The organism is Chromobacterium sp. (genome assembly GCF_041912965.1).
Taxonomy (GTDB): domain Bacteria; phylum Pseudomonadota; class Gammaproteobacteria; order Burkholderiales; family Chromobacteriaceae; genus Chromobacterium; species Chromobacterium aquaticum.
In genome coordinates this window covers 44,050-58,260 of record NZ_JAYSGF010000004.1, presented here as the reverse complement: position 1 = coordinate 58,260, position 14,211 = coordinate 44,050, and the positions used below count along the sequence as shown (strand labels likewise).

General features: G+C 66.0%; 13 protein-coding genes and 1 tRNA gene. 9 read left to right on the top strand and 5 right to left on the bottom strand.

Annotation, left to right across the window (positions count from 1 at the left end; all coding sequences use genetic code 11):
- Positions 1-10: 10 nt before the first annotated feature.
- The 5 genes from ACE3QM_RS03180 (at position 11) to ACE3QM_RS03160 (ending at position 5,049) form a co-directional block, all read left to right on the top strand.
- Positions 11-565: a chemotaxis protein CheW gene (locus ACE3QM_RS03180; protein ID WP_374420157.1), complete on the top strand. Its 555-nt coding sequence runs from the start codon at positions 11-13 to the stop codon at positions 563-565.
- A 6-nt stretch (positions 566-571) separates the two neighbouring features.
- Entirely contained in the window at positions 572-2,137 is a 1,566-nt protein-coding gene (locus tag ACE3QM_RS03175; protein ID WP_374420155.1) for a methyl-accepting chemotaxis protein, read from the top strand.
- Positions 2,138-2,214: 77 nt separating this feature from the next.
- The gene (locus tag ACE3QM_RS03170) at positions 2,215-2,736 is read left to right on the top strand and encodes a chemotaxis protein CheD (protein WP_374420153.1); all 522 of its coding nucleotides are present in this window, start codon (positions 2,215-2,217) and stop codon (positions 2,734-2,736) included.
- Positions 2,733-3,833, top strand: a complete 1,101-nt coding sequence (locus ACE3QM_RS03165) for a chemotaxis response regulator protein-glutamate methylesterase (RefSeq protein ID WP_048409632.1) — start codon at positions 2,733-2,735, stop codon at positions 3,831-3,833. Before ACE3QM_RS03170 ends, ACE3QM_RS03165 begins: the two co-directional genes overlap by 4 nt.
- Before the next feature lie 13 nt (positions 3,834-3,846).
- Entirely contained in the window at positions 3,847-5,049 is a 1,203-nt protein-coding gene (locus ACE3QM_RS03160) for an EAL domain-containing protein (protein ID WP_048409631.1), read from the top strand.
- A gap of 16 nt (positions 5,050-5,065) precedes the next feature.
- Here ACE3QM_RS03160 and ACE3QM_RS03155 read toward each other — a convergent pair whose 3' ends face one another.
- Entirely contained in the window at positions 5,066-6,055 is a 990-nt protein-coding gene (locus tag ACE3QM_RS03155) for a serine/threonine protein kinase (RefSeq protein WP_374420149.1), read from the bottom strand.
- A 46-nt stretch (positions 6,056-6,101) separates the two neighbouring features.
- Here ACE3QM_RS03155 and selA point away from each other — a divergent pair, with 46 nt between their 5' ends.
- Positions 6,102-7,541 (top strand): L-seryl-tRNA(Sec) selenium transferase, encoded by a 1,440-nt coding sequence (gene selA / locus ACE3QM_RS03150; RefSeq protein ID WP_374420147.1) that lies wholly within the window; start codon positions 6,102-6,104, stop codon positions 7,539-7,541.
- Here the strand turns inward: selA and ACE3QM_RS03145 are convergent.
- Entirely contained in the window at positions 7,524-7,856 is a 333-nt protein-coding gene (locus ACE3QM_RS03145; RefSeq protein WP_048409627.1) for a GlpM family protein, read from the bottom strand. The two genes, selA and ACE3QM_RS03145, sit on opposite strands and share 18 nt — an antisense overlap.
- Positions 7,857-8,049: 193 nt before the next feature.
- On the opposite strand from ACE3QM_RS03145, the gene ACE3QM_RS03140 reads away from it, so the two are divergent.
- Together ACE3QM_RS03140 and selB are read left to right on the top strand one after the other, a co-directional pair.
- Positions 8,050-8,979, top strand: coding sequence for a cation diffusion facilitator family transporter (locus ACE3QM_RS03140; RefSeq protein WP_048409626.1), 930 nt, complete (start codon positions 8,050-8,052; stop codon positions 8,977-8,979).
- Between the two features lie 101 nt (positions 8,980-9,080).
- Entirely contained in the window at positions 9,081-10,964 is a 1,884-nt protein-coding gene (gene selB / locus ACE3QM_RS03135) for a selenocysteine-specific translation elongation factor (protein ID WP_374420144.1), read from the top strand.
- 12 nt (positions 10,965-10,976) lie between these two features.
- On the opposite strand, the gene ACE3QM_RS03130 is transcribed toward selB, so the two are convergent.
- Both ACE3QM_RS03130 and ACE3QM_RS03125 read right to left on the bottom strand, forming a co-directional pair.
- A complete protein-coding gene (locus tag ACE3QM_RS03130) occupies positions 10,977-12,704 on the bottom strand; it encodes a hybrid sensor histidine kinase/response regulator (protein WP_374420141.1) in 1,728 nt (575 codons plus the stop codon).
- 33 nt (positions 12,705-12,737) lie between these two features.
- On the bottom strand, positions 12,738-13,238 hold the full coding sequence (locus tag ACE3QM_RS03125) for an oxidoreductase (RefSeq protein WP_156183830.1): 501 nt from the start codon (positions 13,236-13,238) through the stop codon (positions 12,738-12,740).
- A gap of 587 nt (positions 13,239-13,825) precedes the next feature.
- Here ACE3QM_RS03125 and ACE3QM_RS03120 point away from each other — a divergent pair.
- Positions 13,826-13,920: transfer RNA gene (locus tag ACE3QM_RS03120), tRNA-Sec, on the top strand.
- 3 nt (positions 13,921-13,923) lie between these two features.
- Here the strand turns inward: ACE3QM_RS03120 and ACE3QM_RS03115 are convergent.
- Entirely contained in the window at positions 13,924-14,163 is a 240-nt protein-coding gene (locus tag ACE3QM_RS03115; protein WP_374420138.1) for a hypothetical protein, read from the bottom strand.
- Positions 14,164-14,211 lie beyond the last annotated feature (48 nt).

Below are 14,211 nucleotides of genomic sequence, written 5' to 3'. Positions count from 1 at the left end.
GGAGCCCGCCATGAAACCGCTCCATTTGCAGCGCAAGCACGAGCACAGCGCCGAGCCGCAGGCCGACGTCAGCCAATACCTGACCTTCCAGCTGGGCGACGACGTGTTCGCCATCGGCATCCTGGCGATACGCGAAATCCTGGAATACCTGAAACCCACCCATGTGCCGCTGATGCCGCCCTTCATCCGCGGCGTGATGAATCTGCGCGGCTCGGTGGTGCCGGTGATCGATCTGTCGCTGCGCTTCGCGCGCGGCGAAACCGAAATCAACCGCCGCACCTGCGTCGTCATCATCGAGGTGGAGGGCGAGGAACAATTGCAGCTGATCGGCATCCTGGTGGACGCGGTGCACGAAGTACTGGCCATCCCCGACGCCGACATCGAACCGCCGCCGCAATTCGGCAGCAAGATCCGCGTCGATTTCATCGCCGGCATGGCCAAGCTGGACAGCCATTTCATCGTGCTGCTCAACGTCAACAAAGTGCTGTCCGTCGATGAAATGGCGCTGATCTCCAGCCTGGGCCAGCAGGAAGCCGCCGTCGAGAGCCTGCCGGAAAAGGCCTGAGCCGCAATGTCCTCCCCTCACGCGCAGCCCTCCTTCGGCCTGACCGTGTCGCGGCAACTGAAGCTGGGCTTCGGCATGCTGCTGCTGCTGTTGCTGAGCCTGATCGGCGCCGGCCTGTACGGGCTGGAGGCATATCACCGCCAACTGGACGACATCACCCAGGTCTATGGCCGTCACGCGCGGATCAGCGACCGGATGTACGGCCAAATCCAGGAAATGCGCATCGGCTACCGTTCCTTGATCATCGTCTCCACCCGCCGCGACATCGACGCCTGGCGCGAGCGCTACCAGAGCGCGCGCGGACGCTATCTGGAACTGGAACAGCGGCTGGCCGACGGCATCGCGCGGCAGCAGGCGCCGGGCCGGGCCGGGCTGCAACAGGCGTTGCGGCGGCTGCAAAACCGTCGCGTCGAAGCCTTCGTCCAACTGGACCTGGCGATGCGCCTGGCCTCCGCCAACCAGAAATACGAGGCGCGCAAGGTGCTGGGCCGCGCCACGCCGGACTTCCTCGCCGCCTTGCGCCAACTGCAGACCGAAACCCACGCGCTGCGACAGCAGGCGGCGCAGCGCGCGGAACAACGCTGCCGGGAACTGACGGCGCTGCTGCGCGCGCTCGCCGGCGGCTGCCTGCTGAGCGGACTGCTGCTGGCCTGGGCGATACACCGCCAGCTATGGCGCGTGCTGGGCGCGGAACCGGAAGCGCTGGCGCAGCGCATGCGCGACATGGCCGCCGGCCGGCTATGGCAAGAAAGCGAACCGGCGCCGGGCGCGCGCCGCAGCGTGGACGGCATCCTACGCCACAGCTGCCGCCACCTGAGCGCCATCCTTCACGAAGTGAGCCACAGCGCCGGTCAATTGGCCGACAGCGCGCGCGAAATCCGCGCCACCGCCGAAGCGCTGGCGCAAAACAGCTGGGAGGCCGCGCTCAGCGTCGATACCACCGCCAATGGCTGCGCCCAGATGAACGCGGTCAGCCAGCGCAATCTGGCGCAGGCGGAGCAGACCAATGCCGCCGCTCATCAGGCAGCGAGCCAGGTGGCCGACGGCAAGCAGGCGGTGCAGACCCTGGAGCAGGCGCTGGAGCAGATCTCCGCCCGCATTCAAATCGTCGAGGACATCGCCTACCAGACCAATCTGCTGGCGCTCAACGCCGCCATCGAAGCCGCCACCGCCGGGCCGCACGGCCGCGGCTTCGCCGTGGTGGCCGGCGATGTGCGCAAGCTGGCCGAGCGCAGCCAGCACGCCGCCCGCGACATCGGCGACTTGACCCGCCACGGCCAGCGCGAGGCCAGCCAGGCGGCGCGCGCGCTGTGCGGCATCCTGGAACGCAGCGCGGCCACGGCGGAACTGGTGGCCGGCATCAGCTCCGCCAGCCAGGAACAGGCGCGCGGCGTGGCCCAGGTCAGCGACACGATGGGCAGCCTGGGCTCCGTGTCCCAGCGCAACACCTCCAGCAGCGAGGCGCTGGCGGCCACCGCCGCCGAAGTGGACAAGCAGGCGGAGCGGCTGCGGCGGCAAATCGCCTACTTCGCCATCGAACGGCCGGACGCCGGCGCGCCGAATCCGCCCTGAAACGACGCGGCAACTGTTCTACATTGAAACGAACGAAGCGGTCGTCTGGCTGACTCTCCGGCACAAGGACCCAGGAAATGACAAAACAAGACAATGAAATATTCCTGCACCCCGGCGATTGGTACTTCGGCGACAAACACCACAAGGTCCGCACCCTGCTCGGCTCTTGCGTCTCCATCACGCTGTGGCATCCCAAGGCCAAGCTAGGCGGCATGTGCCACTACCTGCTGGCGCGCCGCACCGATCGCCGCTCGGCCGCGCTGTCCGGGCGCTACGGCGACGAGGCGATGCTGCTGATGCTGCACGAGGTGCTGGCGTCCGGGCTGCCGTTGCAGGAATTCCAGGCCAAGCTGGTGGGCGGCGCCGCGGTGCTGGCCGGCGTGGAGCGCGACCAGCCGCATGATGTGCCGTCGCGCAATATCGACATGGCCTACCAACTGGTCAAGCAACTCGGGCTATCGGTGCAGGCGGAGGATTTGGGCGGCAACAGCCCGCGGCTGGTGATGTTCGATCTGGCCACCGGCGATGTGTGGGTAAAACAAACGCAAGATGCGGACATGAGCAGGATTTCCGCGCACAAGACAAGGACTCGGGCATGACTATCAAGGTGCTGATCGTCGACGACTCTGCGGTGGTTCGCCAAGTGCTGAGCCAGGTTTTCAGCCAGGCCACCGGCATGACGGTGATGGATGTGGCCACCGACCCCATCGCCGCGATGGAAAAAATGAAGCAGCAGTGGCCGGACGTGATCGTGCTGGACATCGAAATGCCGCGCATGGACGGCATCACCTTCCTCAAGCAACTGATGGCCAGCCGGCCGACGCCGGTGGTGATCTGCTCCTCGCTGACCCAGAAAGGCACCGACATCAGTGTGCAGGCGATGGCGGCCGGCGCGGTGGAAGTCATCGCCAAGCCCATGGCCGGGGTCAAGGGCTTCCTGGAGGAAAGCGCTAGCCAGCTGGTGCACGCGGTGCGCAGCGCCGCCGCCGCGCGCATGAACCGGGTGCGGGTGATGCCCTCGGCCGGCGGAACCGCGCTGGCCGGCGCGGCGCCGGCGGCCAACCCGCTGGAAACCCGGCCCAAGCTGTCCGCCGACGCCATCCTGTCCGCGCCCACCGGCGGCAATATGTTCGCCACCACCGAGCGCATCATCGCCGTGGGCACCTCCACCGGCGGCACCCAGGCGCTGGAAACCGTGCTCACCGCGCTGCCGCGCACCTGCCCCGGCCTCGCCATCGTCCAGCACATGCCGGAAAAATTCACCCGCTCCTTCGCCGAGCGGCTGGACAGCCTGTCGCAGATCGAGGTCAAGGAAGCCAGCAACGGCGACCGCATCCTGCCCGGCCGCGCGCTGATCGCCCCCGGCGGCAAGCATATGATGATCAAGCGCAGCGGCGCCTTCTACCTGGTGGAAGTGGTGGACGGCCCGCTGGTCAGCCGCCACAAGCCCTCGGTGGACGTGCTGTTCCGCTCCGCCGCCAAGTTCGCCGGCAAGAACGCGCTGGGCATCATCATGACCGGCATGGGCGACGACGGCGCCAAGGGCTTGAAGGAAATGCACGACTGCGGCGCCAAGACCATCGCCCAGGATGAGGAAAGCTGCGTGGTGTTCGGCATGCCCAAGGAGGCGATCCGCCTGGGCGCCGCCGACGAAGTGATGTCGCTGGACACCATCGCCAAGGCGATTTGCCGTTGAACGAGGAAACACCATGCAACTGGATATCCAGGACGTCCTGATCATCGACGACAGCACCTTGCAGCGCCAGCACGGCTGCGAGATCTGCCAAGGCCTGGGCGCGCAGCAGATCCGCCAGGCCGCCAACGGCGAGGAAGGCCTGGAGCGGATGCGCGAGCAGCTTCCCAGCCTGATCCTGCTGGATCTGGAAATGCCCAAGCTGGACGGCGTGCAAGTGATGCAGCACATGGCCAGGGAAGGCCTGGCCGCGCCGCTGGTGGTCACCTCCAGCAAGGATTACCTGCTGATCTCCACCGTGGAATTGATGGGCCGGGAACTGGGGCTGCCGGTGCTGGGCGGCCTGAAAAAGCCGCTGCGCCAGCCCGAACTGATGGACCTGCTCAAGCGGGTGTGGACGCCCAAGGGCGAAGACGAACATCACGCCGAGCTGTTCAGCGAAGTAGAGGTGCGCGAAGCGCTGGACAAGGGGGAAATCATCCCCTACTACCAGCCCAAGGTCACCCTCAACGGCGGCCTGCTCAAGGGCGCGGAAATGCTGGCGCGCTGGAAGCACCCGGAACATGGCATCATCTCCCCCGCCCGCTTCATCCCGGTGGTGGAGGCCAGCGGCTGGGCCACCGAGCTGACGCTGAGCATGCTGGATCAAGGGCTGAAACAATGGCAGGAATGGGCGCGCCGCGGCCTGCGGCTGCCGCTGTCGGTGAATTTGTCCGCCTTGTCGCTGAAGGGAGACGATCTGACCCAGCAGATCGAGGACCGGCTGCGCAGCACCCATGTGCCGCCGCGCTTCATCATCTTCGAAGTCACCGAGACCGCCATCGCCGACAACCTGGCCGAAGCCATTGGCATCGCCGCCCGGCTGCGCCTGGGCGGCCTGGGCCTGTCCATCGACGACTTCGGCACCGGTTTCGCCACCCTGCAGCAACTCACCCGCTTCCCCTTCACCGAGCTGAAGATAGACCAGTCGCTGGTCACCTCGGTGTCCACCAAGCCGCACCTGGAAGCGGTGCTCAACAGCGTGATCGAGCTGGCGCAGCGCATGCAGCTGACCACGGTGGCGGAAGGCATAGAAACCACCACCGATCTCGACTTCATGGGTAACCGCGGCTGCCTGATGGGCCAGGGCTATTTCATCGCCAAGCCGATGGACGCGCCGCACTTCGAAACCTGGGTCAAGGAAAGAATGCAGCAAAGCAAGGAGGCCAGCGCCGGGTGAACAACCGCTCCCCGACTTAGACCGACCACAGCGGCGGTTCGTCCAGCAGCGCGATCTGCTCGCGCAGCGTCAGGATCTGCTCCTCCCAGTAACGCTGGCTGTTGAACCAGGGGAAGGCCGCCGGAAACGCCGGGTCGTGCCAGCGCCGCGCCAGCCAGGCGCTGTAATGGATCAAGCGCAGGGTGCGCAGCGCTTCCAGCAGATGCAGCTCGCGCAGGTCGAACTCGCAGAAATCCTCGTAACCGGCCAGCACATCCGCCAATTGCGCCGACTGCTCCTCGCGGCTGCCGGATAGCAGCATCCACAAATCCTGCACCGCCGGCCCCATGCGGCTATCGTCGAAATCGACGAAATGCGGGCCGTCGTCGGTCCACAGCATATTGCCGACATGGCAATCGCCGTGCAGCCGCAACGTGCCCACCGTGCCGGCGCGCTGATAGGCGCGCTCGACGCCGGCCAGCGCCTGCTCCAGCACGCCGCGGAACACCTCGCGTAGCTCCGGCGGCAAGGCCGCGTGCTGCAATAGATATTCCGCCGGCTCGCGGCCGAAGCTGTTCACATCCAGCGCCGGACGTTGCGCGTAATCCTCCACCCGCCCCAGCGCGTGGATGCGGCCGAGGAAGCGGCCTATCCATTCCAGCGTGCGCGCGTCGCCCAGCTCCGGCACCCGGCCGCCGCGGCGCGGGAACAGCGCGAAGCGGAAACCGCCGTGATGGTGCAAGGTGGCGCCATTGAAAGCCAGCGGCGGCACCACCGGGATTTCCCGTTCCGCCAGCGCCAGGGAGAAGGCGTGCTCCTCCAGGATCTGCGCATCGCTCCAGCGCTCCGGCCGATAGAACTTGGCCACCAGCGGCGCGGCATCCTCGATGCCGATCTGGTAAACCCGGTTCTCATAGCTGTTCAGCGCCAGCAGGCTGCCGGAGCTGTAAAGGCCCAGGCTGTCCACCGCGTCCAGGATGGCGTCCGGCGTCAGGCCGGCGAATGGGGGCGTTTGATGTGTCTGCATCCACGCATTATACGCAGCCGGCAGTCCTCGAGCGTAAGCGGGTAAAATGCAGAGATCTGACGCCGCGCCGGAAACCGCCATGGACTTGAAAACGCTATACACCCGCCTGCCCTCGGTAGACCGCCTGCTGGGCCATGACCGCCTGGCGCGCCTGCTGGGCCGCCACGGCAACGCCGCCTTGACCGAGGCGGTGCGCCAGACGCTGGAGCAGGCGCGCCAATACATCCGCGAACAGCACGCCTTGCCGGCCTGGGCCGACAGCGACGACAGCCTGGCCGCCGCCATCGGCGACCGGGTGTCGCAACGCCAGCGCATGACGATGCGGCCGGTGTTCAATCTGTCCGGCACCGTGCTGCACACCAATCTGGGCCGCGCGCCTATGGCCGAGGCCGCGGTGGACGCGGTGAGCGCGGCGATGCGCGAAGCCGCGACGCTGGAGTTCGATCTACAGGGCGCCGGCCGCGGCCACCGCGATCAGGCGGTCAGCGAACTGCTGCGCGAGCTGACCGGCGCCGAAGCCGCCTGCGTGGTCAACAACAACGCGGCCGCGGTGCTGATCATGCTGTCCACCGTCGCCGCCGGCCGCGAGGTGATCCTGTCGCGCGGCGAAATGGTGGAAATCGGCGGCGCCTTCCGCATGCCGGACGTGATGCGCCAGGCCGGCTGCCGCCTGGTGGAAGTGGGCGCCACCAATCGCACCCATCTGAAGGACTACCGCAACGCCGTCACCGCCGAGACCGGCCTCTTGCTCAAGGTTCACACCAGCAACTACGCAATCCAGGGCTTCGCCAGCAGCGTGAACGAGGCACAACTGGTGGAACTGGCGCGCGAGCGCGGCCTGCCGGTGGCCACCGATCTGGGCTCCGGCGCGCTGATCGACCTGGCCGCCTACGGCCTGCCGCACGAACCGATGCCGCAACAGATGATCGCCGCCGGCGTCGATCTGGTCAGCTTCTCCGGCGACAAACTGCTGGGCGGACCACAGGCCGGCCTGATCATCGGCAAGCGCGAATGGATAGACAAGATTCAGCAGCACCCGCTGAAGCGCGCGCTGCGCTGCGACAAGATGACGCTGGCGGCGCTGGAAGCCACGCTGCGCCTGTACCTGGAGCCGGACCGCCTGCTCGAGACCCTGCCGACGCTGCGCCGCTTGAGCCGGCCGCAGGCGGCGATGCGCGCCAGCGCCGAACGGCTGCGCGCGCCGCTGGCCGCGGCGCTGGGCGCGGATTACCTGGTGGAGGACGCCGCCTGCCTGTCGCAGATCGGCAGCGGCTCGCTGCCGGTGGACCGGCTGCCCAGTTGGGCGCTGGCGGTGGCGCCGGCCGATGGCAAGGGCGGCACGCTGGAGCAGCTGGCCGAGGCCTTGCGCGCGCTGCCGCGCCCGGTGATAGGCCGGCTGACCGACGGCCGGCTGTGGCTGGACCTGCGCTGCCTGGAGGGCGAAGCCGGCTTTATCGCCAATCTGGAGTCATTGCCGCGACCATAGCAGCACCAGCAGTGCCGCCGCCGCCGTCCAGCAGACGGCGGCGCCTATCAGCGCCGGTCCCAGCCGCCAGCGGTCCACCAGCCAATACAGCGCCAGCAGATAGATGAAATAAGGCAGCAAGGAGGCCATGCCAAACAGCAAGGTGGCCTTCAGCGCGGCCACGCCGCGCTCGCCGCCTACAATATAGTGAGCGATCAGCGCAAAAGTGGGGAATAGCGGCACCAGGCCGGCGATGTAGTAATTCCTGGACTTGGCCAGCACGCTGATCAAGAGCACCGCCAGCGCGCCCAACAGGCTCTTCAGCAGCAAGGCCATTCGCTTCCCCGTTCTCGGCAAAACCCGGATTGTGGCATAAGCGCGGCGCGGCGCAAGGGATACCCATCCTGATGGCAGGGTCTGTGAGGCTCATTCTTGTTCTCATTCTCATTAATAAAAACAATCAGTTTTTATATTTAATAGCTTTTGTGCGATAATAGAAGCTCCCATCCACTGCTTGGCTGTCACGACCATGGCCCATATACATCATGCCCACGATGAGGGCAGCGTCGAAAAACGCCGCGCCGGCCGCCTCAGCACGCAGGTCAGCGTCGTCGTCAACCTGCTGTTGTCCACCATACAGATCGTGGTCGGCGCGCTGGCTCACTCCTCGGCGCTGATCGCCGACGGCGTGCACTCGCTGTCCGACCTGCTGGCCGACTTCGTCGTGCTGCTGGCCGGCAAGCACAGCCACAAGGCGCCGGACCACGACCACCAGTATGGCCATCACCGCTATGAAAACGCCGCCTCGCTGGCGCTTGGCCTGCTATTGCTGGGCGTGGGCCTGGGCATGCTCTATGCCGCCGCAGGCAAGTTCAGCCATCCGGACACCATTCCCACCGTGCACACCATCGCCTTGTGGATCGCGCTGCTGGCGCTGGTCGCAAAAGAGCTTTTGTTCCGCTACATGCTGGCCGTGGCCAAGCGCGTGCGCTCCAGCATGCTGGTGGCCAATGCCTGGCACGCGCGCTCAGACGCCGCCTCCTCCCTGGTGGTGGCCTTGGGCATCGTCGGCAACCTGATGGGCTACCCGCTGCTGGACCCGGTGGCCGCCTTGCTGGTGGGCTTGCTGGTCACGCGCATGGGCTGGCGCTTCGGCTGGGACGCGATGAATGATCTGATGGACCGCGCCGCCGACGACGACACCATCGCCGCCATCCGCCAGACCTTGCTCGGCACGCCCGGCATTTACGGCGTGCACGATCTGCGCACCCGCAAGATGGGGGACTTGATCCTGGTGGACGTGCACCTGGAAGTGGACGGCTCCATCAATGTGGAGCAAGCCCACGCCATTTCCGAGACCGCGCGCCACCGCGTGCTGGAACGCCACCCGGTGCTGGACGTGCTGGCGCATATCGACCCGGCCGGCCACTATCTGCCAGGCGCGACGCCCACGCATTGACGCGGCGGGCACGGGCCGCAAGCCGGCAATAAACTTCCAAAGTGGCCAAACCCGCCGTTTCTGGCGATACTTGGCCTTTTCCCCGCGCCATTCCTCCCGCCATGATCATCGCCACCGCCGGACACGTCGACCACGGCAAGACTTCGCTGCTGCATGCCCTGACCGGCACCGATGCCGACCGCCTGCCGGAAGAGAAAAAGCGCGGCATGACCATAGACCTGGGCTATGCCTATCTGCCAACGCCGGAGGGCGGCATGGTCGGCTTCATCGACGTGCCCGGCCATGAGCGCTTCCTCGGCAATATGCTGGCCGGCGTCGGCGGCGTGCGTCACGCGCTGCTGGTGGTCGCCGCCGACGACGGCGTGATGCCGCAGACCCGGGAGCACCTGGCCATCCTGCAACTGCTGCGCCTGGACAGCCTGACCGTGGCCATCAGCAAGTGCGACCTGGCCGACGCCGAGCAATTGGAGCGCGTGCTCGCGCAAACGCGGCAAACGCTGGCCGCGCCCGGGCTGCCGCTGGCGGCCCTATTCCCGGTATCCGCCGCCAGCGGCGCCGGCATCGACGCCTTGCGGCGGCATTTGCTGCAATTGCCCAGCGGCGACCTCGGCGTCGAGCGGCGCTTCCGCCTGGCGATAGACCGCGCCTTCATCATCGGCGGCGCCGGCCTGGTGGTGACCGGCACCGCCTGGGGCGGCCGCGTCGAAGTCGGCGATACGCTATGGCTCAGCGGCAAGGAGGTCCCGATGCGCGTGCGCGGCCTGCATGTGCAGAACCAGCCGGCGCGCCAAGGCCAGGCCGGCCAGCGCATCGCGCTCAATCTGAGCGGCGAGGCGGAAAAACAAGACATCCAGCGTGGTGACTGGCTGCTGGCCGCGGCGCCGCCGGCACCCGCCGCCAGCGTCAGCGTGCGGCTGCGTCTGACCGCCGCGCCGCATGCGCAGCTGCGCCATTGGCAGCCGGTGCACATCCACCATGCCGCCAGCCATTGCACCGGCAGAATCGTGTTGCTGGAACAAGCGCAGCTCAACCCCGGCGACGCCGGGCTGGCGGAACTGGCGCTGGACCGTCCGCTGCACCTGGCCGACGGCGACCGGCTGATCCTGCGCGACGCCGGCGCGCAGCACACGCTGGCCGGCGCGGTGGTGCTGGAGCGGCAGCCGCCGACGCGCGGCAAGCGCCACGCTGAGCGGCTGGCCTATCTGTGCGCGCTGGACGCCGCCGCCGGCGATGATGCCGGCCAATTGCGCCTCCGCCTGCAACGACAAGCGCTGTCCTTGCCGGAACTGGCCTGGGACCGCCAGCTGAGCGAAACCGGACTGACGCGGCTATTGGACGCCGCGCCCTTGCAAATCGCCGGCCAGCACGCCTATGCGCCGGAACACTGGGCACGCTTGCAATTGCAGTTGCTGGAACGGCTGCAAACGCTGCATCTCCAGCAACCGGATCAATTGGGCGCCAGCCGCGGCCGCATGCGCCGGCTGGCGCTGCCACTGGAAAGCGAGGCCGCGGTCAATCTGATGATCGATCAGCTGCTGGCATCGGGAAAGTTGCTCAATACCCGCGGCTGGCTGCACCTGCCCGAACATGTGCTGGCCTTCACTCCTCAAGAGGCGGTGCTATGGCAGCGGCTGGAGCCCGCCTTCGGCACCGACGGGCAGGCTTGCTGGGTGCGGGACTTGGCCGCTCTGGGCGGCGTGGAGGAAGAGGAAGCGCGCGCCTTGCTGCGCAAGGCCGCGCGGCTGGGTCATGTGCACGCGGTGGTGCCGGACCGCTATTTTTCCGGCGCCGCGATCCGGCGCATGGCCGCCGTGGTACGCGACTTGAACCAGCAGGCCGGCTACGCCGACGCCGCCAATTTCCGCGATCAGCTTGGTTGCGGCCGCAAATTGGCGATCCAGGTATTGGAATATTTCGACCGCAGCGGTTTCACCCGCCGTCTGGGGGACAAACATCTGCTGCGCGAGGCGCAGCTATTCGATTGAAGCGCCGGCGCGCTATTCCAGCGCCCGGCCCAGCACCGCGCGCAGCCGACTGATATCGAAGGGTTTCTCCAGCTTGGCGGTGAACCAGTCGGCGCGGGGATCGGCGTACTCTTCCGGGTAGGCCGTCATCGCGATGATCTTCACCCCGCGATGACGCACGCTGCGCTTCAGGGCCTCCGCCACCGAGTAACCGCTCTCATTGCCCAGCTGCATGTCCAGTAGCACCACATTGAAGCGGGACTGCTGGATCTTCTGGCAGGCCTCGGCCACCGAGCTCGCCGTCGACACCGCGTAGCCGTTCATCTGCAGGCAATCGGAAAACGGCTCGCGGATATTCTTGTCGTCGTCCACCACCAGCACCGAGCGCTCCGGCGCCGGCTCCTGGTCCGGCACCACGATGGGCAAGCGGACGATGAACTCCGAGCCCACGCCCACCACGCTCTTCAGTTCCAGCTCGCCGCCCAGCAGCGACACCAGTTCCTTGACCACCGCCAGCCCCAGTCCGCTGCTGCCCACCCGGCGCGCATGGCCTTGGAAGAAGGGCTGGAAGATCCGCGATTGAAACTCTTCCGGCACGCCGATGCCGGTGTCTATCACCCGGATATCCAGGATATTGCGGCCATCGGCGCCGTCCACGCCGGCCTCCACCGTCACCGTGCCGCTGTCGGTGTAGCGGATGGCGTTGGTCAACAGATTGCCGACGATCTGCCGCAGGCGGCCGCTGTCCAGCTTCACCGCCGGCGGCAATTCACCCAAGCGCACCAGCAAGCCCAGGCCCTTGCCGTCCAGTTGCGCGCGGTGCAGGTCTATCACCTCGTTCAGCGTCGCCGCCACATCCACATCGCTGATATGCAGCCGGAACTGCATATTCTTGATCGCGGAAATGTCCATGATGTCGCGCACCTGGGTCATCAGGTGGGCCATGCAGGTTTTCAGCCGCCCTACCGCCTTGCCGGCCTTGCCCGCCGGGTCGATATCCGGCTCTATCAGTTCCACGCACACCTGCATGGTCTGCAGCGGCGAGCGGATCTCGTGACTCAGCGTGGCCAGGAAGGTGGTGCGGTCCAGCTCTGCGTTCACCGTGGCCTTGTGCGCGGCCCGCTCCTGCTCCAGCAATTGCTGGCGCGAGGCGGCGTCGCGGCGCGCGCCCTGGTAGCGGTACAGCAGCACGAAAATCACCATGCAGATGCCGCCCAGCGCGAACCACAGCGAGGCGATCAATTGCTGGTTGTAGCGCAGGTCCTTGTTGCGCGCGTCGCGCGAGGATACTTCGGTCACTCGAGCCTGCACCGCGAACTCGGCGAGGGACGGCCGTATGCTGTCGATGCGGTCGATATTCTGCTGCGCGGAAGCGATGCTGGGATGCAGAATGTTCTGGTCTTCGAAGAAGTCCTGCAGCAGGCTGGCGGTGCCCTTGAAGCCGTCGACGCGGCTGAGCATCTGCTGCATCTTGGACGGGGTGGTGAAATCGAGGAAGCGGCTATTGGCCACCTCCAGCCGCAGCTGCGCCTGCGCTTCGGAAATCTCCCCCGCCTTCAGCCGCAGCAGATCGGCGCGCGCCTTTTCCAGCTCCAGCTGCATCTGCGCCACCGACCAATACAAGTCCTCGCTGCGGCCTTCAAAGCCGCGCGCCGGCACATAGCGTTCTATCGCCATGTAGACGCCCACCGCCAGCAGCAGAAAGCCCAGCAGCGCGATCGCCGGAAGTCCCTTCCAGGCGGACAGCATCGATTTACTCATCTCGCGCTCCCGTCCATCCCGCGCCGGCCGGCATCAAAACACCACCAGGCGGTTGATCTGCCAGACCAGCTTGGCGTCCATCGCCGGTCCTTTCTTGTCCTCCGGCATCTGGTCCAGCGGGTACATCAGCCACAGTGGGCCGCGATTGCCTACATCCAGCGGCTTGTGATTGACCGAACGCGCCAGCACCACGTCGAAGTCGTAGAACTCGCGGCTGTCTATCCAGTACACATAGTCGTTCAGCGCGCGCAGCTTGACCTTCTGGCCGCTGGCGCCCACCTTGGCCAGGATGTCGCGCATCAGTGGGCCGCTGAACACCGATTGCGGCGTCCAGGTGGTACGGGTCACCACCGAGTGCTGCTTCAGGCTCCGCAAATCCTGTTCACGGAACTCGTATACATTCTTTTCCTTGTCGGTGAACTGGCTGATCTTGCCCGACACCGTCAAAATCACCGGCCCCGGTTCGGCATGAAGCACCGCGACGCAACACGCCAGCGCCAAGCCGCTCAATCCCGTCTTCCAACTCTTCCCCATGCCACGCTCCCAGCCACACCCGTCCCGCGGTCATTGCCGCTGGGCGTTCCCCGCGCCGGCAATGACATCAACGTATCAATTTGCAGAAACTTGAATGAATAAATCTAACTAGAACAAAAATGCCATTAAAATATCTGTTCAATATATCAAGCCCCTAGTCAAAACACCATGCGCCCCCCTGTCTACCAGTCCGATGGGACAGTTGGCCGCTGTGATACCTCCGCGCCGGAACGGCGCAAATAAAAAAGCGGCCCAAGGCCGCCCTGTGTATTCCGGCGCCGGATTCAGCCGGCTCGGGTCCTACTTGCCGCGGCGCAATCCAGGCCGGCCGGCGACATGACAAAGTTGGATGAACTGGGACAGAAAGTGCTTCATGCTGATTTCCTTTATTCTCGGTAGACAGAACGGCGCCGCGCGTTCTTGGTGACGCAGTCGGCGACTCCACCAGTCTAATGGCATGATGCACTGCGGTAAAACGCATTTTATTGATGGGGCATAAAATTGGCTTATCGCGATTCCGCGATATAATGCGGCTTGGCGTCATCCCGACGCCTGCGCCTATCGCCGCTTGACGGCGATTCCTCAGAGGAAGAGACGCGTCCCCGGTGGGGCGGCTGGTCTTCAAAACCAGATGGGGCCGCCAGCGGTCCCGGGCAGGTTCGACTCCTGTTCTCTTCCGCCATCCTTACTCTGAGGACTTGAAGCCCAGACACAGCCGGCAATTGCACTGAATCGCGTGGCGGCTTACTAGCGCGCGCAAGCGCTGCAGACGTTGCGCTTCCGCCAGCATCACCGACACCTCGACCGGCGCTTCCTTCACCCTGGGCTCGCTGGCGATCATCGGCCCGCAACCCGCCGTTGCCGCCACGCCAACGCCCAGCATCACTCCGCTCGCCCCAGCCATCTGCAGCCATTTCACTGGCATCGCGTTTCCTTTCGCAACAGGCTTTCCATTGCCGGACACATCCAGCCT

Excerpts from the sequence above, each read along its gene's own strand:
- ACE3QM_RS03165 (WP_048409632.1), top strand. The coding sequence starts at position 2,733 with ATGACTATCAAGGTGCTGATCGTCGACGACTCTGCGGTGGTTCGCCAA.
- ACE3QM_RS03125 (WP_156183830.1), bottom strand. The coding sequence starts at position 13,238 with ATGGGGAAGAGTTGGAAGACGGGATTGAGCGGCTTGGCGCTGGCGTGT.
- ACE3QM_RS03130 (WP_374420141.1), bottom strand. The coding sequence starts at position 12,704 with ATGAGTAAATCGATGCTGTCCGCCTGGAAGGGACTTCCGGCGATCGCG.
- ACE3QM_RS03115 (WP_374420138.1), bottom strand. The coding sequence starts at position 14,163 with ATGCCAGTGAAATGGCTGCAGATGGCTGGGGCGAGCGGAGTGATGCTG.
- selB (WP_374420144.1), top strand. The coding sequence starts at position 9,081 with ATGATCATCGCCACCGCCGGACACGTCGACCACGGCAAGACTTCGCTG.
- ACE3QM_RS03140 (WP_048409626.1), top strand. The coding sequence starts at position 8,050 with ATGGCCCATATACATCATGCCCACGATGAGGGCAGCGTCGAAAAACGC.
- ACE3QM_RS03145 (WP_048409627.1), bottom strand. The coding sequence starts at position 7,856 with ATGGCCTTGCTGCTGAAGAGCCTGTTGGGCGCGCTGGCGGTGCTCTTG.
- ACE3QM_RS03180 (WP_374420157.1), top strand. The coding sequence starts at position 11 with ATGAAACCGCTCCATTTGCAGCGCAAGCACGAGCACAGCGCCGAGCCG.
- ACE3QM_RS03155 (WP_374420149.1), bottom strand. The coding sequence starts at position 6,055 with ATGCAGACACATCAAACGCCCCCATTCGCCGGCCTGACGCCGGACGCC.
- ACE3QM_RS03170 (WP_374420153.1), top strand. The coding sequence starts at position 2,215 with ATGACAAAACAAGACAATGAAATATTCCTGCACCCCGGCGATTGGTAC.
- ACE3QM_RS03175 (WP_374420155.1), top strand. The coding sequence starts at position 572 with ATGTCCTCCCCTCACGCGCAGCCCTCCTTCGGCCTGACCGTGTCGCGG.
- ACE3QM_RS03160 (WP_048409631.1), top strand. The coding sequence starts at position 3,847 with ATGCAACTGGATATCCAGGACGTCCTGATCATCGACGACAGCACCTTG.
- selA (WP_374420147.1), top strand. The coding sequence starts at position 6,102 with ATGCAGAGATCTGACGCCGCGCCGGAAACCGCCATGGACTTGAAAACG.